The sequence below is a fragment of the Nocardia niwae NBRC 108934 = DSM 45340 genome (assembly GCF_001613465.1).
GTDB lineage: Bacteria > Actinomycetota > Actinomycetes > Mycobacteriales > Mycobacteriaceae > Nocardia > Nocardia niwae.
Window position 1 is genome coordinate 21,649 of the sequence record NZ_BDCK01000027.1, and the last position, 21,635, is coordinate 43,283.

Genomic DNA, 21,635 nt, shown 5'->3' on the forward strand with positions numbered 1-21,635 from the left:
CGGTTTTGCCGGTCCGGGCGCAGCCGGGTGACCTGCGCCACTTAGGATGAACGTGGCCGATTGGCCCTCCATGTGACTGGTTAGAGTCCGACCCGACCCGCTTCCGACGTCGGGCCGCCAACAAAGACGTTGTCATCGCAACGCAGACGAGACGGTGAGTACATGGATCTCTTCGAATATCAGGCGAAGGAGCTCTTCGTTAAGCACGGAGTGCCTTCGTCCGAGGGCCGCGTCACGGACACGGCCGAGGACGCCCGCGCCATCGCGGAGGAAATCGGCAAGCCGGTGATGATCAAGGCCCAGGTGAAGGCCGGTGGCCGCGGTAAGGCCGGTGGCGTGAAGTACGCCGCGACCCCGGACGACGCGCTGACGCACGCGCAGAACATCATCGGCCTGGACATCAAGGGCCACATCACCAAGAAGATCCTTGTCGCCGAGGCCAAGGACATCGCGGAGGAGTACTACATCTCCTTCCTGCTGGACCGGGCCAACCGGACCTACCTGGCCATGTGCTCGGTCGAGGGCGGCATGGAGATCGAAGAGGTCGCCGCGACCAAGCCGGAGCGGCTGGCGAAGGTCCCCGTCGACGCGGTCAAGGGCGTCGACCTGGCGTTCGCGCGTTCGATCGCCGAGCAGGGCCACCTGCCCGCCGACGTGCTGGACGCCGCGGCCGTGACCATCCAGAAGCTGTGGGAGGTGTTCGTCGCGGAGGACGCCACCCTGGTGGAGGTCAACCCGCTGGTGCGCACCCCGCAGGACGAGATCCTCGCGCTGGACGGCAAGGTCACCCTCGACGAGAACGCCGGATTCCGCCACCCGGAGCACGAGGCGTTCGCGGACAAGGACGCGACCGACCCGCTCGAGCTCAAGGCCAAGGAGAACGACCTCAACTACGTCAAGCTCGACGGTGAGGTCGGCATCATCGGCAACGGCGCCGGTCTGGTCATGTCGACCCTGGACGTCGTCGCCTACGCGGGCGAGGGCCACGGCGGCGTGAAGCCGGCCAACTTCCTGGACATCGGTGGTGGCGCCTCGGCCGAGGTGATGGCCGCCGGTCTGGACGTCATCCTGAACGACAGCCAGGTCAAGAGTGTGTTCGTGAACGTGTTCGGTGGCATCACCGCGTGTGACGCGGTCGCCAACGGCATCGTGAAGGCGCTGGAGATCCTCGGCGACGAGGCCAACAAGCCGCTGGTCGTCCGCCTGGACGGCAACCGCGTCGAGGAGGGCCGCAAGATTCTGGCCGACGCCGCGCACCCGCTGGTGACGCTGGCGCAGACAATGGACGAAGGCGCCGACAAGGCCGCCGAACTGGCAGCCGCCCGATAACGACGGCCGAGTAAGGACGAAAAGAATGTCTATCTTCCTGAACAAGGACTCCAAGGTCATCGTCCAGGGCATCACCGGCGGCGAGGGCACCAAGCACACCGCGCTGATGCTGAAGGCGGGCACCCAGATCGTGGGCGGTGTGAACGCGCGCAAGGCGGGCACCACCGTCGCGCACACCGACAAGGACGGCAACGCGGTCGAGCTGCCGGTGTTCGGCACCGTCGCCGAGGCCATCAAGGAGACCGGCGCCGACGTGTCCATCGCGTTCGTGCCGCCGAAGTTCGCCAAGGACGCCATCATCGAGGCCATCGACGCGGAGATCCCGCTGCTGGTGGTCATCACCGAGGGCATCCCGGTGCAGGACACCGCCTACGCCTGGGCCTACAACGTGGAGAAGGGCAGCAAGACCCGGATCATCGGCCCGAACTGCCCCGGCATCATCACCCCGGGCGAGTCGCTGGTCGGCATCACCCCGGCCAACATCACCGGCAAGGGCCCGATCGGCTTGGTCTCCAAGTCCGGCACGCTGACCTACCAGATGATGTACGAACTGCGTGACTTCGGCTTCTCGACCTCCATCGGCATCGGCGGCGACCCGGTCATCGGCACCACCCACATCGACGCCATCGAGGCGTTCGAGAAGGACCCGGAGACCAAGCTGATCGTGATGATCGGCGAGATCGGCGGCGACGCCGAGGAGCGGGCCGCGGCCTACATCAAGGCCAACGTCACCAAGCCGGTCGTCGGCTACGTGGCGGGCTTCACCGCCCCCGAGGGCAAGACGATGGGCCACGCGGGCGCCATCGTGTCCGGCTCGTCGGGCACCGCCCAGGCGAAGAAGGACGCGCTGGAGGCCGCGGGCGTGAAGGTCGGCAAGACGCCGTCCGAGACCGCCGCGCTGGCTCGCGAGATCCTGGAGAAGGCCAGCATCAGCGCCTGATCTTCCCCGCGCACGAAGGCCGCCTCCGAATTCGGGGGGCGGCCTTCGTCATGTGTGGCGGTGGGCTCAGGCTTGGGCAGCAGCCGAGCGTCCGGACCAGCCACGCGCGGAACTATGCGATCTGCCAGGGGTTGCGTCATCCCCTTCGCTCACTACACGAGGCAACCGGTCGGATGGTTCATCGACTCGTCCCCGGGAATTCCCCGCTATTGAGAATCCTCGTGGTGTGAAAAGTGCCATGGCGGGCAACAGTCTCTACAGAGCGGTAGGTGGTCTCGCTAGGGGCTCCGGGCCGGACACCCGCCGCGACCTGCCGGGATGTGAACGAATCCGCTCCTCCCGGCCGTCGCGGCGGGATGACCTCGGCGAGGGAGTGCAGTAGCGTCAGAAGTAATCCAGCCGTGAAGACCATGTACGACTCGATTTAGGAGACGACGACATGTCCTACCCGACCGGGGGCTCCGGGTACAACACACCCTCGCCCTCAGCGCCATCCAGCCAGAGCCCGGCCACGGGTGGTGCCACTTCAGGTTCGAGCGCTACCGGTTCCGATGCCAAGGGTCTGCCGTTCTTCCTGGTGGTCGGCGTAGCGGCACTCGGCGTGATCAACTTCCTGCTCGGCTTCCTGCCGTTCCTCGGTAGCAAGCCGGTCGATATCGGCGGCCGCCGGGTCAGCGCGCCGGAGACGGCCAACTTCTTCGAAGTGGCCTCCGGTACGCCGCTGCTGGGCCTGCTGCTGCTCGGCGGTCTGCTCGCCGGGCTGTCGCTGCTGCCCAAGCAGAACTGGATCGGCGCGGCCGCCGCGGCTTCGACCGCTGGTTTCATCGCGCTGCTGTTCCAGTCGTTCAACTTCGGCGAGGGCAGTGAACTGAAGGCGGGAGCCTACGTCCTGCTCGTGCTGGCGTTCGTGCAGGCCGCCGTGGCGATCGCCGCGACGCTGTTCGAGGCAGGCATCCTCAAGGCGCCCGCACCGCGCCCGGCCACCGCGCCGAGCGGCTTCGGTCAGGGCGGCTACGGGCAGCAGCAGCCGTCGTACGGACCGGGACAGCAGCAGGCCTACGGTCAGGGTCAGCCCGGTTACGGAGCCAGCCCCTACGGGCAGGCCGGCTACGGCGCCCAGGCCGCGCCGCCGCAGTTCCCGTCCCAGGCGGGGCAGCAGTCGCCCTACGGGCAGAGCCAGCCCGGCTACGGCCAGGCTCAGCAAGCCCAGCAGGGGCAGTCCTACGGCCAGCCGCAGTCGCCTTACGGTCAGAGCCAGCAGCCGACCACGGCCTACGGCGCGGCCCAGCAGCCGGGTTCGCCCTACGGCGCGCAGCCGCGTCCGGACGAGAGCGTGACCCAGCACTTCGGCGGCCAGCAGCAGTCCGGCCAGCAGTCGCCCTACGGTTCGCCGGGCTACGGTCAGCAGCAGGCGCAGCCGAGCCAGCAGAACAAGCCGTTCGGCGGCGAACAGAGCGGTGATCCCTCGTCGGACGCCACCCAGGCGTTCCGCCCCTCGGACGACAACAACAACAAGTAGGAACTCAGCGGCGTCCTCCCCGGCGGCGGTAGCGTGCCTGCGGCGCGCCTGACCCGTTCGCGCCGGGGAGGATGCCACGCTGAAATGCCATGAGCTCCTCCAGAAACTCCTCGACCCGCCGGATCGGCGGGTCGCGCGCGTCGCAGCCGCACCCCGACGCGGACGAAGCCGGGTTTCTGTCCCTCACCCCGGAGCGGTCCAGGGTGCTCATCGCCGTCGCTGGCCGCCCGTCGGCCTTCGGGCTGACCACCCTCGTCGTCCTCGTGCTCGCCACGCTCTTGGCGGCAGGCAGCGATCTGGACGGCGCGTCCGGCGCGATCGCCGCCTCCTGGCTGGGCGCGCATCAGGTGCCGCTGGTGATCGGCAAGACCTCACTCGGGCTGCTGCCGCTGTTGCCGACCGCCCTGCTGGTCTGGCTGGCCGCGCGGGAATGCGCACGCGCCGTCGAACCGCACTGCACCCGGGCGGATCTCGGATGGATCGTGGGCGCCGCGGTGGGCGGTCCGCTGCTGGTCACCTCCGTCTGCCTCGCGGTCACGGAGGACGCTTCCGGGGTCATCGCGCTGCAACCGCCGAACACCCTCGCCGCGTTCGCGTGGGTCGCGGCGCTGTATCTGCTCGCCGCCGCCATCGGCATCGCGGTCCGCCTCCGGCAACAGTTGTTCGCGCTGCTGCGCCTGCCCGATTGGGCGGTCTCCGGCCTCTACGGCGCCGGCCGCTCCACACTGCGCCTGCTGGTCGGCGCGACGGCCGTGGCGGTGCTCTCATTCCTAGCGCACATTCCACGGCTCGGCGAGATGTACCGGTCGGCGGGCGATTTCGGTGGCGTCGTCGGGTTGACCCTGCTCTCGTTGGCATATCTGCCGAACCTGGTTATCCAGACCGTCGGCGTGCTGGTCGGTACCAGCACGCAGATCGGCGCCGCGTCCTTCGGGGTGTTCTCCGTGGTCGGTGGCCCGATTCCGGCGTTTCCGTTGCTCGCCGCGGTGCCGACCGGCCCCGCGGCGGGATGGTGGCCGGTGTTACTGCTGATCCCCGCGGCGGTCGGCGTGCTCGGCGGGCTCGACCTCGCGCGCACCACCACCGATCGGATCACCGCACCGTGGGCCACGCTCACCTCCGCCGCGCTCGCCGCGCTCGCGCTGACGGTGGCCGGAGTAGTCGCGGGCGGAGAACTCGGCGAGATCGGCCGGGTCGGCCTGGACCTGCCGATCTTCACTCTTGTCCTGTTCGCCTGGCTGGCTGTCACCGGTTACGCGGGGCTGGCTTTCGCGCGCTGGTTCCTCGTGCCGGTCGGCGTCCCGCCGGTCGGCTACACCGACCCGTACGACGACTACTCCGACGAGGACGAGGCGGACTACGACGACTACGAGGACGACCAGGACTACTACGAGGACGACGACTACTACGGCGACGACGGCTACCACGACGACGGCTACGGCGACGAGGGCTACGAGGACGACCGGAACGACTACGACCGGCCGGAGCTGGAGGCCCCGCTGGACGCCGAACTCGTCGATGAGCCGCCCGCGATCGAGACCCGCGGCCGGTACCACGACCACGCGGCGGGCGACATCGTGGACGCCGAGGTGGTCGAGGCGGACCTGCCGGACAGTGACCGGATGGACGGTCGTTAGGCTCTAACCCGGCGGTGCCGCATCCGTCCGCCATCCGAACGATCAGGGAGTAGAGCGCTGACGTCCCCGCACGCCTCGTGGAAGCCCGCAACTACGCCGGCCACCGTCGTCGTGCTGGCGTCGGGTGCCGGCTCGCTGCTGCGCGCCCTGCTCGACGCCACGGCCGCGCCCGATTACCCGGCGAAGGTGGTCGCGGTCGGCGTCGACCGGCTCTGCGCGGCCACCACGCACGCCGACGCGGCGGGCGTGCCGCATTTCCGGGTGTCGCTGAAGGACTTCCCGGACCGCGCCGCCTGGGACGCCGAGCTCACCGAAGCGGTCGGCGGGCACCACCCGGATCTGGTGGTGTCGGCGGGCTTCATGAAATTGCTCGGCCCCGCCTTCCTGGACCGGTTCGGCGGCCGCATCATCAACACCCACCCCGCCCTGCTGCCCGCCTTCCCGGGCGCGCACGGCGTGCGTGACGCGCTCGCCTACGGAGCGCGGGTCACCGGCTGCACCGTGCACCTGGTCGACGAGGGCGTGGACACCGGGCCGATCCTCGCACAGGAGGCGGTGGCGGTGCTGCCGGGTGACGACGAGGCCGCACTGCACGAGCGCATCAAGGTTGTCGAGCGACGGTTGCTGGCGGAGGTCGTCGCCGCCGTCGCGACGCGAGGCATTGTCTCCGACGGACGAAAGGCAGTTATCCCAGATGAGCGAGTTCTCCGGTGAGTGAACGCAAGCCGATCAGCAGGGCGCTGGTGAGCGTCTACGACAAGACGGGTCTCGTGGAACTCGCGACCGGTCTGCACGCCGCGGGCATCGAGCTGGTCTCGACCGGGTCCACCGCGGGCCGGATCGCGGACGCGGGCATCCCGGTGACCAAGGTCGAGGACCTGACCGGGTTTCCGGAGACCCTCGACGGCAGGGTGAAGACCCTGCATCCCCGGGTGCACGCGGGCATCCTGGCGGACTCGCGCAAACAGGAGCACGTCGACCAGCTCGTCGAGCTCGGCGTCGAGGCGTTCCAGCTGGTGGTGGTCAATCTCTACCCGTTCACGCAGACCGTGGCGAGTGGGGCGACCCCCGACGAGTGCGTGGAGCAGATCGATATCGGCGGCCCGTCCATGGTGCGCGCCGCGGCGAAGAACCATCCGTCGGTCGCGGTGGTCGTGGACAGCGGCGACTACGACGACGTGCTGGCCGCGGTGAAGTCCGGCGGTTTCACCTTGGCCGAGCGTACGGCCTTGGCGGCCAAGGCGTTCCAGCACACCGCGAGTTACGACGTGGCGGTCGCGAGCTGGATGACCAACGTACTGGGCGCCGGTGACGCGGCCGAGGACACGGCGATCCGGTTCCCCGAATGGCTCGGCGGCACCTGGGAGCGGTCGGCGGTGCTGCGCTACGGCGAGAACCCGCACCAGTCCGCCGCCCTGTACACCAACGGCGACGGCAGCCTGGGACTGGCGCAGGCGCGGCAGTTGCACGGCAAGGAGATGTCGTACAACAACTACGTCGACGCCGACGCCGCCTGGCGCGCCGCCTACGACCACGAGGCCCCGGCCGTAGCGATCATCAAGCACGCCAATCCGTGCGGGATCGCACTGGGCGCCGACATCGCCGAGGCGCACCGCAAGGCGCACGCCTGCGACCCGGTGAGCGCGTTCGGCGGAGTGATCGCCGCCAACCGCGAGGTCACCGTGGAGCTGGCCGAGCAGGTCGCCGAGATCTTCACCGAGGTCATTGTCGCGCCGTCCTACGCGGACGGCGCGGTGGAAGTGTTGCAGCGCAAGAAGAACGTGCGCATCCTGGTCGCCGAGCCGCCGCGGCGCGCGGGCGCCGAACTGCGCCCGATCAGCGGCGGCGCGCTGCTGCAACAGCGTGACGTGCTGGACGCGCCGGGCGACGACCCGGCCGATTGGACGCTGGCCGCGGGTGAGCCGGCCGACGCGGAGACGCTCGCCGACTTGGCGTTCGCCTGGCGCGCGTGCCGGGCCGTGAAGTCCAACGCGATTCTGCTCGCGCACGAAGGCGCGTCGGTCGGTGTCGGCATGGGGCAGGTCAACCGCGTGGACGCGGTCGGTCTCGCCGTCCAGCGGGCAGGGGATCGCGCCAAGGGCTCGGTGGCGGCCTCCGACGCCTACTTCCCCTTCCCGGACGGTCCGCAGACCCTGATCCAGGCCGGTGTCCGCGCCATCGTCCAGCCGGGCGGTTCGGTGCGTGACCAGGAGACCATCGACATCGCCCGCGAGGCGGGCGTCACCCTCTATCTCACCGGGGCCCGTCACTTCGCCCACTGAGATCCGTAGTCCTGGAACGCCGCGTCGGATCGAAGGTCCGACGCGGCGTTTCGTTTCAGCGGAGACGACGCGGCCGCTGATTGCGCGCACGGCAAGCCGTTTCGGCGTTGGCGCCGGTTCTGGGAACGTGAACCACGTTGTGTGGCAACGCGGGTGGTCCGCACAGCTCGAACAGAGCATCGGCGCAAGCCGGTAGCTACCTGACCTCCCGTGCGAGAAGGTGGAGGCGGATCCGTGCGGCGCGGAGTCCCCGGCCGTGCCGTAGGTCGTCCTAGGCCGCGCTGAGCACGGTGCGGTTGCCGAGCGGTTCTTTCAGCGGCACCTCCAGGGTGCCGAATACCGCGATCATGGTGCACATCCGGCCGACCGCCTCGGCGCGGCTGCCCGAACGCAGTTCGACGGTGACCGTGGACGCGGTCTCGGTGACCGCGGCGTCCACGCCGTAGCACTCCGGCGATCCGGTTTCGAAGTTGACCGCTATCTTGTTGTCTGCCAACCGAGTCCACGATTGGAATGGGATCGGATGCGCGCCGACGATGGTTGGATCGGCGGTGAACTCGTTGCCCTGGTTCCCGCGCGGGTCCTCGACCGGCGTGCGAGGCGCCGCGCTCGGCGTCGCAGTCGTGCTCGGCGGTTTCGCCTCGTCGTCCGAGCCTCCGCAGCCCGCGGAGGCGAGACAGGCGAGCACTACGGCGACAGCTGTGGCGGCGCGTCCGGCCTGGATCCGATCCATACCGACACCCTAGTCCCGGGGCCGGTTCGCCTATCGCCACGGCGGGTGCGTCGTGCACTGGGACGAACCCCACAGTGAACGTTCCGCGAACCCTGCGCGTAATAGCTCCGAAAAACGTTCTCGGGCAGTAAGTTCTGCGAGGATGCGCGCCGAAGCTGTTGCGGCGCGGATCATGTCGGATGCTCTACCAGCTTTTTCCGGAAAGGAAGTATCGTGGTCGACACGCTGCGCGTAGGCGAAGAACTCGGGCGGGGACAGTCCCTCCAGGGCGGGGCTTACACCCTCACCCTGCAGGACGACGGCAATCTAGTGCTGTCCGAGCCGGGCGGGAATGTAGTGTGGGCCACCCAGACGCACGATCAGGGTGTGGAGCGAGCCGTGCTGCAGGACGACGGCAATTTCGTGCTCTACAAGAGTGACAGCGCCGCGTGGGCGACCGAGACCAACGGCCAGGCGGCCGATCGGCTGGTCGTACAGGCGGATCGCAATGTCGTGCTGTACGGCAGCGACGGCGGTGCGCTGTGGGCCTCGGGCACCCATACCGATACTCCGCTGCCCGCCCCGGAGCCGGAGCCGGTGCACGAGCAGGTCGCGGCCCCCGCCGCCGAGGAGGTGCCGCCTGCGCCGCCCGCCCCCGAGCCGCGCACCTACACCGTCGAGCCGGGTGACACCCTGTGGGCGATCGCCGAGCGCTTCTACGGCGACGGCAACCGCTACCAGGAGATCGCGGACGCCAGCGGTGTCCCGAACCCGGACGCGATCAACCCCGGCCAGGTGCTGACCATTCCGTGACCCGGATTCGGTAGCAACGACGAAGACCCCCGGTGCTCGCGCATCGGGGGTCTTTCTGGCTCGTTCGTGGGCGGAGTGCGCCTACCGGCTGGTGAACGGCAGCAGTGCCATCTCACGGGCGTTCTTCACCGCGACAGCGACCTGACGCTGCTGCTGCGGGGTGAGCCCGGTAACCCGGCGGCTGCGGATCTTGCCGCGATCGGAGATGAACGTACGCAGCAGGTTCACGTCTTTGTAGTCGACCGTCTCGATGCCGGCGGCGATGAGCGGGTTCTTCTTCGGACGGCGGGCCTGCTCGGCGCGAACCTTCTTCGACGGTGCTCGCTTGACTGCCATATGACGAGTTCCTTCTCACGAGATCAGTGGTTGTCTACCAGCTCGATTTGTGCACACCGGGCAACTCGCCCCGGTGGGCCATCTCGCGCACACGCACACGGGAGAGTCCGAACTTCCGGAGATGACCGCGCGGTCGTCCGTCGGCGGCGTCCCGATTGCGCAATCGTACCGGACTGGCGTCGCGCGGCTGCCGCCGCAGTTCGGCCTCGGCGGCCGCGCGTTCGGACTCCGGTGTGCCCGGCTTCCGGATGAGCTCCTTCAGTTCGGCGCGGCGTTCGGCGTAGCGGGCCACGATCGCCCTGCGCTGCTGATCGCGGGCGATCTTCGACTTCTTGGCCATCTCAGCGCTCCTCGCGGAAGTCGACGTGCTTGCGCACCACCGGATCGTACTTGCGCAGCACGAGCCGGTCCGGATCGTTGCGGCGATTCTTGCGTGTCACATAGGTGTACCCGGTGCCCGCCGTGGACTTCAGCTTGACGATCGGGCGGATGTCGGTCGATTTCGACGCCATGGGTCGCTCCTCAGATCTTGTCGCCGCGCGCCCGGATCCGGGCCACCACGGCCTCGATTCCGTCCCGGTCGATGGTCTTGATGCCCTTCGCGGAGACGGTCAGCGTGACGCGCCGGCCTTCGCTGGGCAGGTAGTAGGTCTTGCGCTGGACGTTCGGGTTCCAGCGGCGGCCGGTCCGCCTGTGTGAGTGCGACACGGACTTGCCGAATCCGGGCTTGCGCCCGGTGACCTGGCAATGGGCCGACATCCGGACTCCCTCCAGTAGATGACAATCGTTTTCGACAATGCTTGTCCGGCAATGTACCGTGGCGTGACAGCAAATGAAAATCGTTACCGAAAGGGGTTGCCGGTGGCTGCGGCAGATTCCACCCTGGTTCCACCCGAGTCCGACCGCAGAACGCCCGTGGTGGTGCTCACCGGTTTCGCCGGACTCGCCGCGGCAGGCGTGGATCGCGCGGCCGCGGTGCTGGGCATGGCTCCGGGCACCGTCGTCGTCCGCCACGACCTGTCCCAACTGCGGGAAGGCATCGTGCACCGCACGGTGCGCACCGCGACGCGGGAGACTTCGGCCGTGCTCGAGCTCGCGCACGGCTGCGTCTCCTGCACCCTGCGGACGGACCTGCTTCCGCTGCTGTGCACCCTCTCCCGGCGCGACTCGGTGGACCGCATCGTGCTCGCGCTGGACCCGGCGTTCGAGGCCGAAGCGGTGTGCCAAGCCGTCGAGCATGTCGTAGTCGCCGGCGTGCACGGCCGCGTCGACGGCCCGGCCGGGCGCGACGTGCGGGTGGACGCGGTGCTGAGCTGCCTGGATGCCGGAACCTGGCTCGCCGACGCGACCGGGGACGAGCCGCTCGCCGAACGCGGACTCGCCGCCGCCGACGACGACCGCACGGTGGCGCAGGTCGCCGTCGGGCAGGTCGATTTCGCCGACGTCGTGATCGCCCTCGGGGCTGCTACCGCGCACACCGCGCTACTCGGCGACGCGGCGGCCGAGCGCGGCAAGCTCGCAGCCGTACTGGCCCGGCTGGTCCCCGGCGCGCCTGTCGCCTGGGTGGAGGAACCGGGCTCGATCACGCCCGCCCTGGTGGAAACGCTGCTCACGCGCGTGCCCGCCGATTCGCGACGCGGCCGCGTGTTCGACGCGCACGCACCGCTGCTGCGCGGCCGGCCGCCGCTGACCGGTGATTACGGCGTGGAGCTGGTGGAATTCGCCGCGGCGCGGCCCTTCCATCCCGCCCGCCTGCACGAGGCGCTCGACGTGTTGCTGGAGGGCGTCGTGACCGCGCGCGGGCGGGTATGGCTGGCTACCCAGCCCGACGAGGTGGTGTGGCTCGAATCCGCCGGGGGCGGTCTGCGGGTGGGCGGCGCGGGGCGCTGGCTGGCCGCGATGCCGGAAGCCGAGCTGGCCGCGGCGGACCCGGAGCGGCGCGCGATGGCCGCCCTGCGCTGGGACGAGCGGTTCGGTGACCGGGACATCTCGCTGTCGATCCTGGTGCACGACGCCGATCCGGCGGAGATCCGCGAAGCGCTGCACTGGGCGCTGGTCGAGGACGACGAGTTGCGCCTGGTCGAGCGTGCGCCGGAGCGGGTCGCCCAGTGGGAGGACCCGTTCGGCGAATGGCACGCCGACCCGTGCGCGAGCGACGAGGAGGCGGGGCAACCCGCGCAAGAAGCGAAAAGCCCGAGAGGAGAGGCGAAGTGAAGAAAGGTATCCATCCGGACTACCGCCCGGTGGTCTTCGAGGACGCGAGCACCGGCAAGCGGTTCCTCACCCGATCCACGGCCACCGGCGCCCGCACGGTGGAGTGGACCGACGGCAACACCTACCCGTTGTTGACGGTGGACGTCACCGCTGACTCCCACCCGTTCTGGACCGGCGCGCACCGGGTGCTGGACGCCCAGGGCCGGGTGGAGAAGTTCGAACGCAAATACGGCAAGCGCGCACGGAAGGAATCCTGAGATGGCGGTACCGAAGCGAAAGATGTCGCGGTCCAATACCCGTAGCCGCCGGGCGAACTGGAAGGCGGCGCCGGTGGACTTGGTGCCGGTGACCGTCGGGGGCGTCGCGCGTCAGGTCCCGCGCCGGTTGGTCGCGGCCGTGCGGCGTGGTTTGATCGACATCGAGAAACTCTGAGCGCCAAGGGCGAAGGAGTAGTCACGCGGAATCCCACGCCGGACGCCCGGGTCCCTGGTGCCGGCCGGTGATTGCTCGGGTGGTGCCGCTGGGGCGCCGAACGACGCGGATGCTGGTAAATCGTCCGGAAATGGGCACTTCAGCGCTCTCCGGCGAAAATTTTTCGGGTCAAATAGGACAGCGTAGCTAATCATCAGCTACCTATGTGGCCTGCATCACGTCGCACTATTGCGCGACGGTCGATTGCGATCGAGTAGCCAGGCTGTGAATTCCGGATGGGCGGTTGGTTTTTGGCCGACGAAAAGTTCGCCGAAAATGATGCGCTCGCGGCCCGATACCGGTACCCTCGTCGTCGAGGGCGGGTTCTCTTGGTTCCCAAGAGAACCCGTCCATCGCCAATTTCGGGCCCTGTCTCTCCGGTTCCGCTCTGCGCGTGGCGCTTGCGCCAACCGAGGCGCGGACGCCGATCCCTCGCGCCGATGCGAGACTCAGTTCTTCGAGGTCAACGCCGCGGGTCCGTCGTCGCCGCCCGGTGTCCGCCGCGCGTCGCCGTCGTGTCCCGGCAGACCGGGAAGGGCTGGCAGCAGGGCCTCCAGCCGCGCCAGTTGTTCACCGACCAGCGCCGCGGGGCCCTCGATCAGTGAGAGCGGCCACGGCCAGTGCCGCCCGTTCCAGTGCTGCACCTGTGCGGTCAGCTCGGCCGTCGTCGCCTCCAGTTCGCTGATCTCGGTGCGCAATTCGCCGACTTGCGTTCGCAACTCGACGGATTCGCGCTCCAGCGCCGCGATTCGGGCCAGCGCCGCGGCCAGTCCGTCCACCAGCGTCCGATTCCGGCCGTCGGCATCGGCGCCCAGTTGCGGCCAGCCCGACAAGTCGGGACCGCGCAACTGGATCTGGATGTCGCGCAGCACTGCCTCTTGTTCCGGCGTCACGTCCGGATCCTCCCGTTCGACGAAGTCCCACTGGCCGAAATCGATCGTCTCGGCCTCGTTCACGTCACAGCGCACGCCGCCGACGGTCACCTGGCGTCGCGTCTGATGAATGGCCCGTCTGGTCTCCACGTTCGCGCCGGACCATGCGTCGGTCTGCCAAGCCCACGTCGCGTACCCGGCGTCCAGCGCGCGGCTGACCGTCCAGTACCCGCCGTAGATACCGATGTTCGCGCGGCCGAGCACGGTGGCGGCACCGTCCAGGTAGGCGTTGATCCGCAACTGGTCCTGCTGCGTGGCATCGAAATCCGCGGAGAAGTAGATCGGCCGGTCCACCCGGCCGCCGCAGCGCAGCACCTGGGCCAGGGCCGCGCGCGCGTCCACGATGCCCGCGCCGTAGCCGTCGAGCATCCGCGCGGCCGTGGTCTCCCAATTCGAGACGATCGAGACCCCGTGCGTCCGAAGATCATTCGCCTCGGCCGGGGTGAGCAGCTTGCCGGGCAGGCTCGGGCCACCGTCGGACAGATACCGCACCACGAAGTCGTACCCCGCCGACCGGACAGCCGCGCCCCCTGGACGTCCCGCGGCGTAGTCGAGACCGAAACGCATGGCTTCCACTGTAAGTGGGACGGGCGGGTGAATCCGTGGCATCGCCGAATCCGGGCCGCCCACGGGGATGGGTCAGCGAGAAACGGCTGAACAGCCCGGTGGCGGGCCGCGAATCAGCGCCGGAAGCCGGGTAGGGAGCCCGGTTTCCGGATCAGCGGGCGGGCTCCAGCTTCGGCCGCCGCGGCTTCGGCGGGGCGGCCAGCTCCCGGCGGTCCGGCGCGATCAGCACCGCGGAGATCGGCACGGTCAGCGCCAGCAGGCCGATGACGAACATCGGGAACACGAAGTCGAACAGTTCCATGCCGCCGGGCACCTTCGCCGTCCGGTTGACGTCGAAATGCAGTGCGGCCAGCGCCAGGTAGTAGGTGGCGGACACGCCGACGCCGAACAGCAGCACCGTCGCGGCGCGGGCCAGCGGGAAGCGCATCGTCTGGAACAGCCACAGCGTCGCGGTCGCGGTGATCACCCCGATCACGGCGGAGACCGCGGCCAGCCAGACCGTCACGCCGACCGATCCCTGGATCTCGAGTGAACCGATACCGAGGTAATGCGTGACACCGATGCCGAGACCGAGCACCGCGCCGCCGGGCAGCAGCAGCGCGAGCCGCGGGGTGCGCCCGATGATCAGCAGCGCCGCCAAGACGGCCACGATGGACACCACCAGTGCCGCGACCAGCCGGCCCGGGTCGTAGCGCATGGCGCTACCGGGCACCTTCAGACCGAGCATGGCCACCGACGTGGCCAGCCACACCCCGACGCCGCCGAGCGAAATCGCCGCCGAGACCAGCCACACGAGCCGGAACTGGACCGAGCGCGCGCCGTGCACGATGCAGGCCAGGCCGACCACCGCGCCGAGCACAGAGATGCCGAGCGACAGCGCGATCAGCCAATAGCCGAGGGCGAACTGGTCGACGGACGCACTGCCTGCGGCCAGCACCGCGACCTCACGCATGGCGGGCGGTTCCTTCCAGCTCGCTCGCCTTCAGCTGGGCGATCGCGTACTCGGTGACCGCGGCCAGCGCCTGGCGCACCTCGATCGCGTTGCGCGCGTCGATGTCCACGATCGGCACGCCCTCGCGCACCGAGAGCGCCTCGCGCAGCTCCGCGATGGGGAAGCGCGGCGCGTCGGGGAAACGATTGACCGCGATCAGGAACGGCAGCTTCCGCGCTTCGAAGAAGTCGACCGCCGCGAAGCTGTCCTCCAGCCGCCGGGTGTCGATCAGCACCACCGCGCCGATCGCGCCGCGGATCAGGTCGTCCCACATGAACCAGAACCGGCGCTGACCCGGCGTGCCGAACAGATAGAGCACCAGGTTGCCCGGCAGGATGATCCGGCCGAAGTCCATGGCGACCGTGGTGGTCTCTTTCTCCGGCGTCTCGGCGAGATCGTCGATACCGTCGGAGTAGCGGGTCACCATCGCCTCGGTGCGCAACGGAACGATCTCCGACACGGCGCCGACGAACGTGGTCTTACCCGCGCCGAAGCCGCCGGCGACGACGATCTTCGTCGAAGCGACCCGATTCTCGAAGCCGTCCGGCCCGGGGGTGTTTCCCGGTCCGGCGTTCCCATTTGGCCCGGGATGTCCACTGGGCCCCAGATTCCTATAGGGCGCGGAGTCCACGCAATGTCCTCTCCATCAACGAACGTCGCTCGTCATAGCTCGCCTCTTCGGTCAAAGTCGAATGCACGCGCATGGTGCCGTCGACGACCAGGTCGCCGATCACCACTCGAACCATGCCGAGCGGCCGGTCCAGATGTGCCGCGATCTCCGCGACCGACAGCCGATGCGTGCCGAGTCGCAGTATCTCGGTGCGGATGTCGCCGGTCGGCCAGTCGAGATGTGCAGTGTACGACAAGGTTTCGATGACCGCCTCCAAAGGCAGGTCGATCGCCGGTTCGGTGCGCCCCGAGGTCAGGGCATAGGGCCGGACGCGCGTCGTCGGCCGTGGTCCGGGGCCGTATGGGTTGGACATCTCACACTCAGACAGCGGTGCGCGCGGTCGCGGTGACCACCGAACCCACCCGATCGACCAGCAGCGCCATCTCGTAACCGATGCGGCCGATGTCGTGCGACTTGTTCGCCAGCACGGCCAGATGCGAGCCGTTGCCGACGCTCATCACCAGCAGGTAGCCGCGCTGCATCTCGACGACCGATTGCATCACCTTGCCGCCGTCGAACAGCGAGGCCGCGCCCATGGACAGGCTGGCGAGTCCCGCGGTTACGGCGGAGAGCTGCTCGGCGCGGTCGCTGGGCAGATGCGGACTGGTGGCCTGCAACAGGCCGTCCGCCGATACCAGCACCGCATGGGACACGCCGGGCACATCGCGGGTGAAGCGGGCGACCAGCCAGTTCAGATTCTCGTCTGTGGTGCTGTTGTTCGCGTTGGTCATGCAAGCCCTCCGTCGTTGTACTGCGCATTGGCCCGCCCGCTGCGGACCCCACTGAGATGCCTGGTCAGATTGTTGCGGATTTCTTCCGGATCGCGCGTGCCCGCGTCTTCCGCCGGTGCCAGGCCGCCGGGCACCAGCTGGGCGCCCGGCCTGCGGATCGGCAGCCCGCCGACGGTGCGCGCGGTGGTGGTCGGATGGCTGGCGTCTTCGGCGGCCAGCCAGCCCGCGTCACCAGGCGAGGACCACGAACTTTCCGGCGATTGCGAGGTCGAGGGCTCGACCAGCCATTCCGAGACCATGCGCTGATAGATGGGGGTGGGGGAGGAACCGGCGACCGGCTGCAGCCGGGAGGAGGTCACCGTCGCGGGATCCGGCGCCGCCTCCTGCGGTGGGTCGGCGGGAGCGATCGGCTTCCGGATCGGAAGACCGGATCGCGCGGTGGTCTGCGGCGCGGGCGCCTGGCTCGGCACGATGGTCGTGGGACCGGTCGTCGGCTCGTCGTCCTTGACCTCGGTCCACAGATCGGTGCGCGCGGGCGGCTGTTCCCGCTCGACGGGCTGCTCGCCGGTGGTGGGCTTCACGGGGGCGAACGGTCCGGTCGGGGTGCGGTCGTCCGAGCGGGGCGTGAGCACCGGCCACGGCTGGGTGGCGGGCTGGTCGGCTGGGCTGACCGACCGGCCGACCGGCGTGGAGACCGAGGGCTGGTCCGGGGCGTCGGCGACGCGGATGGCCGGGCGGCGCTGCGGCAGGCCGGAACTCGTCACGCCGAAACGCGCGGTGTCGCGCTGCGGCAGGCTCGGGACCGGAACCAGGTTGCGCGGCTGCCCACCGGTGGGCGACGTGACGAGCGAGGGTAGCTGGTGCTCGGCGGTGAGGTCGAGCGGCTTGCCCGCCGGGTCGGTGGCGTCCATCGGCGGCGCGACCAGCGCACCGGGCAGGTGCACGCTGGCGGTGATGCCCGGCTGCTGCGCCATCGTGGACGTGCGGCGCAGGCTCACCGTGATGGTGTGGCGCTTGGCCAGACGGCCGACGACGAACAGGCCCATGCGGCGCGCGGTCTCGACGGTGACCTCACCACCGGAGGCCAGCCGGTCGTTGGTGGTCTGGAGGTCTTCCAGGGACATGCCGAGGCCGCGGTCGGTGATCTCGATCAGATAGCCGCCGTCGACGGCGCGCGACACCATCACGGTGACCGGCGTGGTCGGCGGCGAGTAACGCAGCGCGTTGTCGATCAACTCGGCGAGCAGGTGCTCGATGTCGACGGCGGGCTCGCCCGCGACGATGCCGTCGGGCACCGCGCCGATCTCGACCCGCTGGTAGTCCTCGACCTGGGAGACCGCGCTCCACAGCATGTCCGACAGCGGCACCGGGTGCAGCTGGCCGCGGCGCAGCGCGGTACCGGCGAGCACCAGCAGGTTGTCGCCGTTGCGGCGCATGCGGGTGGCCAGGTGGTCGAGACGGAACAGGCTCTGCAGCCGGTCGGTGTCGTCCTCGTCGTGTTCGAGGTCCTCGATCAGCGCCAGCTGCTGCTCGACCAGCGATTGGCTGCGGCGCGACAGCGTCTCGAACATGTTGCCGATCTGCAGGCGCAAGCGGGCCTGGTCGGCGGCGAGGTTGAGCGCTTGCTCGTGGATCTCGTCCACGGCGCGGGCCAGCTGGCCGATCTCGTCGGTGGTGTGCACCGCGACCGGGGTGATCTCCGGTGTGGTTCCGCCCGCGCGCACCACGGCGAGTTCGTCGGGCAGCTTGATGTGCGCGACCTCGAGCGCGTCTCGCCGCAGGCGGCGGACCGGGACGACCAGGGTGCGCGCGACCGACAGGGCCAGAGCAAGGCCGGCGAGCAGCATGCCGATGACGATGGTCGTCTCGCGCAGCGCGCCCGCCTGCGCTTCGGTGGTGCGGGCGGCGAGGGCGCCGTCGATGGTGTCGATCAGCTGCGCCGTGGTCTTCTCATAGGTGTCCGAGCTGACCAGCAGTGAGTCGAGGACGGCCGGGTTGGACGCCGGGTCGGCGACGTTCTGGCTGAACGTGCCCAGACGGGTCTGCACCGCGTCCAGCAGCGGGCGCATGTTGCCCGCGTAGTCCGGCAGGATCTGCGCGTACTGGTAGATCATCGTGATCTCGGCGCCCGCCGCGACCAGCACGCGGGGCCGCACGCTCGGGTTGCGGCCCGCGTCGGGCGAGCCGATCAGCATGCGCTGCTGGGTGAGCACGCGGCGGGCGGTCTGCACCGACGCCAGCTGCAGGAAATAACGCTGGATGACCAGGTCGTCCACCGAGGGCGACAGCGCGAGCGCGTTGCCGATGCGGACCATGATCTCGTCGGACTGCTCGCCGACCATGGCAGGCGAGCCGTTGCGCAGGCTGTTGCGCATCGTGGTGCCGGTGGCGATGGCCGAGGCGAGTTCGGAGGTGACCCGGCCGCTGACCTTGGTGGTCTGCAAGGCGGCTTCCAGTTCGGCCAGCGCCTGGTCGAACTTCGTGAGCGCGGCGTCGGTCTGCGGGTCCGCGGTGTTGCCCCAGGTGGCGGTCGCGGTGACGCCCAGTTGCTCGGTGGCCGAACCGAACTTGACGATCGGCCGGATGATGATGGCTTGTTCGGTCGCCGCGTCCAACTGCGCCATCGTGCGCAGTTCGTTGTTGATGCGGAGCACGGCGAAGACGGTGGCCAGCAGCACCGGAAGCACCAGCACCACGCCAACCTTGCGGGTGACCGACCAGTTCGACAGGCTGAATTGCCAGGACCGCGGTGCAGCTTCCATCCGCTTCCGTCGCCTCCGCTTCACCAGTGACCTCGGGCGCGCGTGGCTGTTCGGTATTGATTCAACCCGCAAAGAACCAACTAGAGGTCTTCTTTTTACCGCACGGAACATACCGTGCAGAGGGGTCATCGGCAATCCGGGGGAGCCTGTGCGCAATTTACCGAATATGGCTATAGAGAACATGTTTCGCGGTGGAATGTGTAAGGGACGCGTCAACTTCTCGGTGCGGCCATGGAAGACCCTGGTCACCCGGGGTTGACGCGGCGACGCGCCGAGGGTTGCTGCGGGTCCGCGCCACGGCGTGTCGAGAGCGCCCTCTCAGTTACCTCTCAGTCGGTGCGGTCAAACTGGTGGCATGCGCATTCTGGTGGTCGACGACGACCGGGCGGTCCGGGAATCGCTGCGCCGGTCGCTCACCTTCAACGGCTACTCCGTCGATCTCGCGGTGGACGGTGTGGACGCGCTGGAGAAGGCAACCGTCCAGCGACCCGACGCGCTCGTGTTGGACGTGATGATGCCCCGGCTCGACGGGCTCGAGGTCTGCCGTCGGCTCCGCAGCACCGGGGACGATTTGCCGATTTTGGTTCTCACCGCTCGAGATTCGGTATCAGAGCGGGTCGCGGGCCTCGACGCGGGGGCGGACGACTATTTGCCGAAGCCTTTCGCGCTGGAGGAACTGCTGGCCAGATTGCGCGCGCTGCTGCGGCGCACGGCGGCGGGCCCGGGTGACGCATCGGAGGCAATGAAGTTCGCCGATTTGTCGCTGGATCCGATGACCCGCGAGGTGTCCCGCGGCACGCGGCAGATCAGTCTCACCCGCACCGAGTTCTCACTGCTGGAAATGCTGATGGCGAATCCGCGTCGTGTGCTGACCCGCAGCCGCATTCTCGAGGAGGTCTGGGGCTACGATTTCCCGACCTCGGGAAACGCGCTCGAGGTCTACATCGGTTATCTGCGCCGCAAAACCGAGGCCGAGGGTGAGCCGCGGCTGATCCACACGGTGCGCGGCGTGGGCTATGTGCTGCGTGAAACGCCGCCGTAGGCCCGCGGTCATGGCACGAAACCCGCCCAGGCGCCCCGTCGTCGCCGCACTCGGCCAGCGGCCGCCCGAGCCCGCGGACATGCGGCCGCCCATGCCGCTGACGCGGTCGGTCTCGCTGCGGTGGCGCGTGACGCTGCTGGCCGCCTCCGTCGTGGCGATCGCGGTGGCGGTCACCTCGATCGCGGCCTACGCACTGGTGGCTCGCGCGCTGTACGACGACGTGGACGCCCAGCTGCGCAGCCGGTCCACGGCGGTGATCGCCAGCAACCCGTACGGCTTCAACAACCTCAATCTGATGGTCGCCGCCGCCTTCTACGACGACACCGGCATCGCGCTGATCTATCCCGACCTCCGGCGCTGGCTGCCGCCGCAATCCACCGATCCGCCGGTCGGCCCTCAGGAGCTGGCCGTGGCGCGCGGCGAGCGCAGTTCGTCGCTGCGCACCGACGGCAATCAGCGCGTGCTCGCGGTCTACACCAACTCGGGTGCCACGCTGGTCATCTCGCAGCGGCTGGACCGCACCCGGGAGGTGCTCGACCGGCTCGCCTGGCTGTTGTTCGTCGTCGGCGGCTGCGGCGTCGTGCTGGCCGCCGCGGCGGGCACGGCGGTCGGCCGGACGGGGCTGCGCCCCATCGCTCGGCTGACGGCGGCCACCGAGCGGATCGCCCGCACCGACGACCTGACCCCGATCCCGGTCACCGGTGACGACGAACTGGCAAGGCTCACAGAGAGTTTCAATACGATGCTGCGCGCGCTGACCGAGTCGCGCGATCGGCAGCGCAGGCTCGTCGCCGACGCCGGGCACGAACTGCGCACGCCGCTGACCTCGCTGCGGACCAACATGGAGCTGCTCATCGCGTCCAGCCGCCCCGGCGCTCCCCGCATACCGGACGAGGACATGGCCGGCTTGCGTGCCGACGTGATGGCACAGATCGAAGAGTTGTCGACGCTTGTGGGCGATCTGGTCGATCTGGCCAGGGAGGACGCGCCGGAGACCGTCTATGAGCGGGTGGATCTGGGGGAGGTCGTCGAGCGTGCCCTCGAGCGTGCTCGCCGCCGCCGTGCCGGCATCGAATTCGTCGCCGATCTGCGCCCGTGGTTCGTCTACGGGCACGAGGCGGGCTTGGCTCGGGCGGTGCTGAACGTGCTGGACAACGCGGCCAAGTGGAGCCCGGCGGGCGCGCAGGTCCGCATTCTCATGCGGGAGAGCGGTCCGGGGCTGCTGGAGCTGTCCATCGACGACGCCGGTCCCGGTATTCCGGCGGCGGAGCGCGAGTTGGTGTTCGAGCGTTTCTATCGGGTGATGTCGTCGCGGTCGATGCCGGGCTCGGGTCTCGGGCTGGCGATCGTCAAGCAGGTGGTGACCAAACACGGCGGCACCATCGCCATCGATACCTCGCAGCGCGGCGGTACCGTGGTCCGCATCGTGTTGCCCGGCGAGCCGGGCGCGCCGGTGTCGGATTGAGGCAATACCGGGCGACGGAACTCCATTTCCGACACAATGTCGAGTTCTGTGCGGAATATTCATCGCCGGTGGGGTATTTCGCACAATGCTCCGAGTGGTTTGCCGCAGAATTTGAGACATCAAGTTGTCGGTGGTTCTATTGCGCACCGGACTGCGCAGCTCTCGGAAAACTGAAAGCACGGTCTCAGTCCGCTCTCAGTCGCCATGGCCACCCTGGTCGAG

General features: G+C 69.1%; 23 protein-coding genes. 12 read left to right on the top strand and 11 right to left on the bottom strand.

All coding sequences use genetic code 11. The annotated features are described in order from the left end of the window. The first annotated feature begins 162 nt into the window (after nt 1–162). The 6 genes from sucC to purH all read left to right on the top strand — a co-directional run bounded on the left by sucC (nt 163) and on the right by purH (nt 7,707). Nucleotides 163–1,329 carry an ADP-forming succinate--CoA ligase subunit beta gene (sucC, locus tag NNI01S_RS18925; RefSeq protein WP_063021448.1) on the top strand — a complete coding sequence of 389 codons (1,167 nt, stop codon included), beginning with the start codon at nt 163–165 and terminating at the stop codon, nt 1,327–1,329. Nucleotides 1,330–1,354: 25 nt separating this feature from the next. Beyond that, nucleotides 1,355–2,269: a succinate--CoA ligase subunit alpha gene (sucD, locus tag NNI01S_RS18930; protein WP_063021449.1), complete on the top strand. Its 915-nt coding sequence runs from the start codon at nt 1,355–1,357 to the stop codon at nt 2,267–2,269. Between the two features lie 439 nt (nt 2,270–2,708). Continuing rightward, nucleotides 2,709–3,788 (top strand): DUF5336 domain-containing protein, encoded by a 1,080-nt coding sequence (locus tag NNI01S_RS18935; protein WP_063021450.1) that lies wholly within the window; start codon nt 2,709–2,711, stop codon nt 3,786–3,788. Nucleotides 3,789–3,877: 89 nt separating this feature from the next. Continuing rightward, nucleotides 3,878–5,425 carry a cell division protein PerM gene (locus NNI01S_RS18940; protein WP_063021451.1) on the top strand — a complete coding sequence of 516 codons (1,548 nt, stop codon included), beginning with the start codon at nt 3,878–3,880 and terminating at the stop codon, nt 5,423–5,425. A 57-nt stretch (nt 5,426–5,482) separates the two neighbouring features. Further along, nucleotides 5,483–6,139 carry a phosphoribosylglycinamide formyltransferase gene (gene purN / locus NNI01S_RS18945; RefSeq protein ID WP_063021452.1) on the top strand — a complete coding sequence of 219 codons (657 nt, stop codon included), beginning with the start codon at nt 5,483–5,485 and terminating at the stop codon, nt 6,137–6,139. Beyond that, a complete protein-coding gene (purH, locus tag NNI01S_RS18950; RefSeq protein WP_063021453.1) occupies nt 6,136–7,707 on the top strand; it encodes a bifunctional phosphoribosylaminoimidazolecarboxamide formyltransferase/IMP cyclohydrolase in 1,572 nt (523 codons plus the stop codon). Before purN ends, purH begins: the two co-directional genes overlap by 4 nt. A 271-nt stretch (nt 7,708–7,978) precedes the next feature. On the opposite strand, the gene NNI01S_RS18955 is transcribed toward purH, so the two are convergent. After that, nucleotides 7,979–8,440, bottom strand: coding sequence for a hypothetical protein (locus NNI01S_RS18955; protein ID WP_063021454.1), 462 nt, complete (start codon nt 8,438–8,440; stop codon nt 7,979–7,981). 213 nt (nt 8,441–8,653) lie between these two features. Here NNI01S_RS18955 and NNI01S_RS18960 point away from each other — a divergent pair, with 213 nt between their 5' ends. Then, entirely contained in the window at nt 8,654–9,232 is a 579-nt protein-coding gene (locus NNI01S_RS18960) for a LysM peptidoglycan-binding domain-containing protein (protein WP_063021455.1), read from the top strand. A gap of 81 nt (nt 9,233–9,313) precedes the next feature. Here NNI01S_RS18960 and rpsR read toward each other — a convergent pair whose 3' ends face one another. From rpsR to rpmB, 4 genes are read right to left on the bottom strand one after another with little or no spacing between them, the layout of a single operon-like run. Next, nucleotides 9,314–9,568, bottom strand: a complete 255-nt coding sequence (rpsR, locus tag NNI01S_RS18965; RefSeq protein ID WP_011211513.1) for a 30S ribosomal protein S18 — start codon at nt 9,566–9,568, stop codon at nt 9,314–9,316. Between the two features lie 34 nt (nt 9,569–9,602). After that, nucleotides 9,603–9,908, bottom strand: coding sequence for a 30S ribosomal protein S14 (gene rpsN, locus NNI01S_RS18970; RefSeq protein ID WP_063021456.1), 306 nt, complete (start codon nt 9,906–9,908; stop codon nt 9,603–9,605). A 1-nt stretch (nt 9,909) separates the two neighbouring features. Further along, nucleotides 9,910–10,080, bottom strand: a complete 171-nt coding sequence (rpmG, locus tag NNI01S_RS18975) for a 50S ribosomal protein L33 (RefSeq protein ID WP_019049259.1) — start codon at nt 10,078–10,080, stop codon at nt 9,910–9,912. Between the two features lie 10 nt (nt 10,081–10,090). Next, nucleotides 10,091–10,327: a 50S ribosomal protein L28 gene (rpmB, locus tag NNI01S_RS18980; RefSeq protein ID WP_063021457.1), complete on the bottom strand. Its 237-nt coding sequence runs from the start codon at nt 10,325–10,327 to the stop codon at nt 10,091–10,093. A 102-nt stretch (nt 10,328–10,429) separates the two neighbouring features. On the opposite strand from rpmB, the gene mrf reads away from it, so the two are divergent. From mrf to rpmF, 3 genes are read left to right on the top strand one after another with little or no spacing between them, the layout of a single operon-like run. Continuing rightward, nucleotides 10,430–11,782, top strand: coding sequence for a ribosome hibernation factor-recruiting GTPase MRF (gene mrf, locus NNI01S_RS18985; RefSeq protein WP_245676273.1), 1,353 nt, complete (start codon nt 10,430–10,432; stop codon nt 11,780–11,782). Next, nucleotides 11,779–12,039 carry a type B 50S ribosomal protein L31 gene (locus tag NNI01S_RS18990; protein ID WP_063021458.1) on the top strand — a complete coding sequence of 87 codons (261 nt, stop codon included), beginning with the start codon at nt 11,779–11,781 and terminating at the stop codon, nt 12,037–12,039. Before mrf ends, NNI01S_RS18990 begins: the two co-directional genes overlap by 4 nt. 1 nt (nt 12,040) lies before the next feature. Then, on the top strand, nt 12,041–12,214 hold the full coding sequence (rpmF, locus tag NNI01S_RS18995; RefSeq protein WP_063021459.1) for a 50S ribosomal protein L32: 174 nt from the start codon (nt 12,041–12,043) through the stop codon (nt 12,212–12,214). A gap of 488 nt (nt 12,215–12,702) precedes the next feature. Here the strand turns inward: rpmF and NNI01S_RS19000 are convergent, their stop codons facing one another. The 6 genes from NNI01S_RS19000 to NNI01S_RS19025 all read right to left on the bottom strand — a co-directional run bounded on the left by NNI01S_RS19000 (nt 12,703) and on the right by NNI01S_RS19025 (nt 18,906). Further along, nucleotides 12,703–13,752 (bottom strand): DUF1906 domain-containing protein, encoded by a 1,050-nt coding sequence (locus tag NNI01S_RS19000; protein ID WP_169812998.1) that lies wholly within the window; start codon nt 13,750–13,752, stop codon nt 12,703–12,705. A 151-nt stretch (nt 13,753–13,903) separates the two neighbouring features. Then, complete coding sequence (locus tag NNI01S_RS19005) at nt 13,904–14,704, bottom strand: MHYT domain-containing protein (protein ID WP_063021461.1); 801 nt, start codon at nt 14,702–14,704, stop codon at nt 13,904–13,906. Continuing rightward, nucleotides 14,697–15,254: a GTP-binding protein gene (locus tag NNI01S_RS19010; protein WP_039801302.1), complete on the bottom strand. Its 558-nt coding sequence runs from the start codon at nt 15,252–15,254 to the stop codon at nt 14,697–14,699. The genes NNI01S_RS19005 and NNI01S_RS19010 overlap by 8 nt, the downstream gene beginning before the upstream one ends. 100 nt (nt 15,255–15,354) lie before the next feature. Continuing rightward, nucleotides 15,355–15,726 carry a DUF742 domain-containing protein gene (locus tag NNI01S_RS19015; protein WP_040782732.1) on the bottom strand — a complete coding sequence of 124 codons (372 nt, stop codon included), beginning with the start codon at nt 15,724–15,726 and terminating at the stop codon, nt 15,355–15,357. A 7-nt stretch (nt 15,727–15,733) separates the two neighbouring features. After that, nucleotides 15,734–16,144: a roadblock/LC7 domain-containing protein gene (locus tag NNI01S_RS19020; protein ID WP_063021462.1), complete on the bottom strand. Its 411-nt coding sequence runs from the start codon at nt 16,142–16,144 to the stop codon at nt 15,734–15,736. Then, complete coding sequence (locus NNI01S_RS19025) at nt 16,141–18,906, bottom strand: sensor histidine kinase (protein ID WP_063021463.1); 2,766 nt, start codon at nt 18,904–18,906, stop codon at nt 16,141–16,143. Before NNI01S_RS19025 ends, NNI01S_RS19020 begins: the two co-directional genes overlap by 4 nt. A 355-nt stretch (nt 18,907–19,261) precedes the next feature. Here NNI01S_RS19025 and NNI01S_RS19030 point away from each other — a divergent pair, with 355 nt between their 5' ends. Both NNI01S_RS19030 and NNI01S_RS19035 read left to right on the top strand, forming a co-directional pair. After that, entirely contained in the window at nt 19,262–19,948 is a 687-nt protein-coding gene (locus NNI01S_RS19030; protein WP_063021464.1) for a response regulator transcription factor, read from the top strand. 10 nt (nt 19,949–19,958) lie between these two features. Further along, a complete protein-coding gene (locus NNI01S_RS19035; RefSeq protein WP_063021465.1) occupies nt 19,959–21,413 on the top strand; it encodes a HAMP domain-containing sensor histidine kinase in 1,455 nt (484 codons plus the stop codon). Nucleotides 21,414–21,635 lie beyond the last annotated feature (222 nt).

Bases quoted from the DNA above. Each gene is read 5' to 3' on its own strand.
- sucD (WP_063021449.1), top strand. From the start codon at position 1,355: ATGTCTATCTTCCTGAACAAGGACTCCAAGGTCATCGTCCAGGGCATC.
- rpsR (WP_011211513.1), bottom strand. From the start codon at position 9,568: ATGGCAGTCAAGCGAGCACCGTCGAAGAAGGTTCGCGCCGAGCAGGCC.
- NNI01S_RS19015 (WP_040782732.1), bottom strand. From the start codon at position 15,726: ATGTCCAACCCATACGGCCCCGGACCACGGCCGACGACGCGCGTCCGG.
- NNI01S_RS19035 (WP_063021465.1), top strand. From the start codon at position 19,959: ATGGCACGAAACCCGCCCAGGCGCCCCGTCGTCGCCGCACTCGGCCAG.
- NNI01S_RS18940 (WP_063021451.1), top strand. From the start codon at position 3,878: ATGAGCTCCTCCAGAAACTCCTCGACCCGCCGGATCGGCGGGTCGCGC.
- NNI01S_RS19020 (WP_063021462.1), bottom strand. From the start codon at position 16,144: ATGACCAACGCGAACAACAGCACCACAGACGAGAATCTGAACTGGCTG.
- rpsN (WP_063021456.1), bottom strand. From the start codon at position 9,908: ATGGCCAAGAAGTCGAAGATCGCCCGCGATCAGCAGCGCAGGGCGATC.
- sucC (WP_063021448.1), top strand. From the start codon at position 163: ATGGATCTCTTCGAATATCAGGCGAAGGAGCTCTTCGTTAAGCACGGA.
- NNI01S_RS19025 (WP_063021463.1), bottom strand. From the start codon at position 18,906: ATGGAAGCTGCACCGCGGTCCTGGCAATTCAGCCTGTCGAACTGGTCG.
- NNI01S_RS18935 (WP_063021450.1), top strand. From the start codon at position 2,709: ATGTCCTACCCGACCGGGGGCTCCGGGTACAACACACCCTCGCCCTCA.
- NNI01S_RS19000 (WP_169812998.1), bottom strand. From the start codon at position 13,752: ATGCGTTTCGGTCTCGACTACGCCGCGGGACGTCCAGGGGGCGCGGCT.
- rpmB (WP_063021457.1), bottom strand. From the start codon at position 10,327: ATGTCGGCCCATTGCCAGGTCACCGGGCGCAAGCCCGGATTCGGCAAG.
- rpmG (WP_019049259.1), bottom strand. From the start codon at position 10,080: ATGGCGTCGAAATCGACCGACATCCGCCCGATCGTCAAGCTGAAGTCC.
- NNI01S_RS19030 (WP_063021464.1), top strand. From the start codon at position 19,262: ATGCGCATTCTGGTGGTCGACGACGACCGGGCGGTCCGGGAATCGCTG.
- NNI01S_RS19005 (WP_063021461.1), bottom strand. From the start codon at position 14,704: ATGCGTGAGGTCGCGGTGCTGGCCGCAGGCAGTGCGTCCGTCGACCAG.
- NNI01S_RS18955 (WP_063021454.1), bottom strand. From the start codon at position 8,440: ATGGATCGGATCCAGGCCGGACGCGCCGCCACAGCTGTCGCCGTAGTG.
- rpmF (WP_063021459.1), top strand. From the start codon at position 12,041: ATGGCGGTACCGAAGCGAAAGATGTCGCGGTCCAATACCCGTAGCCGC.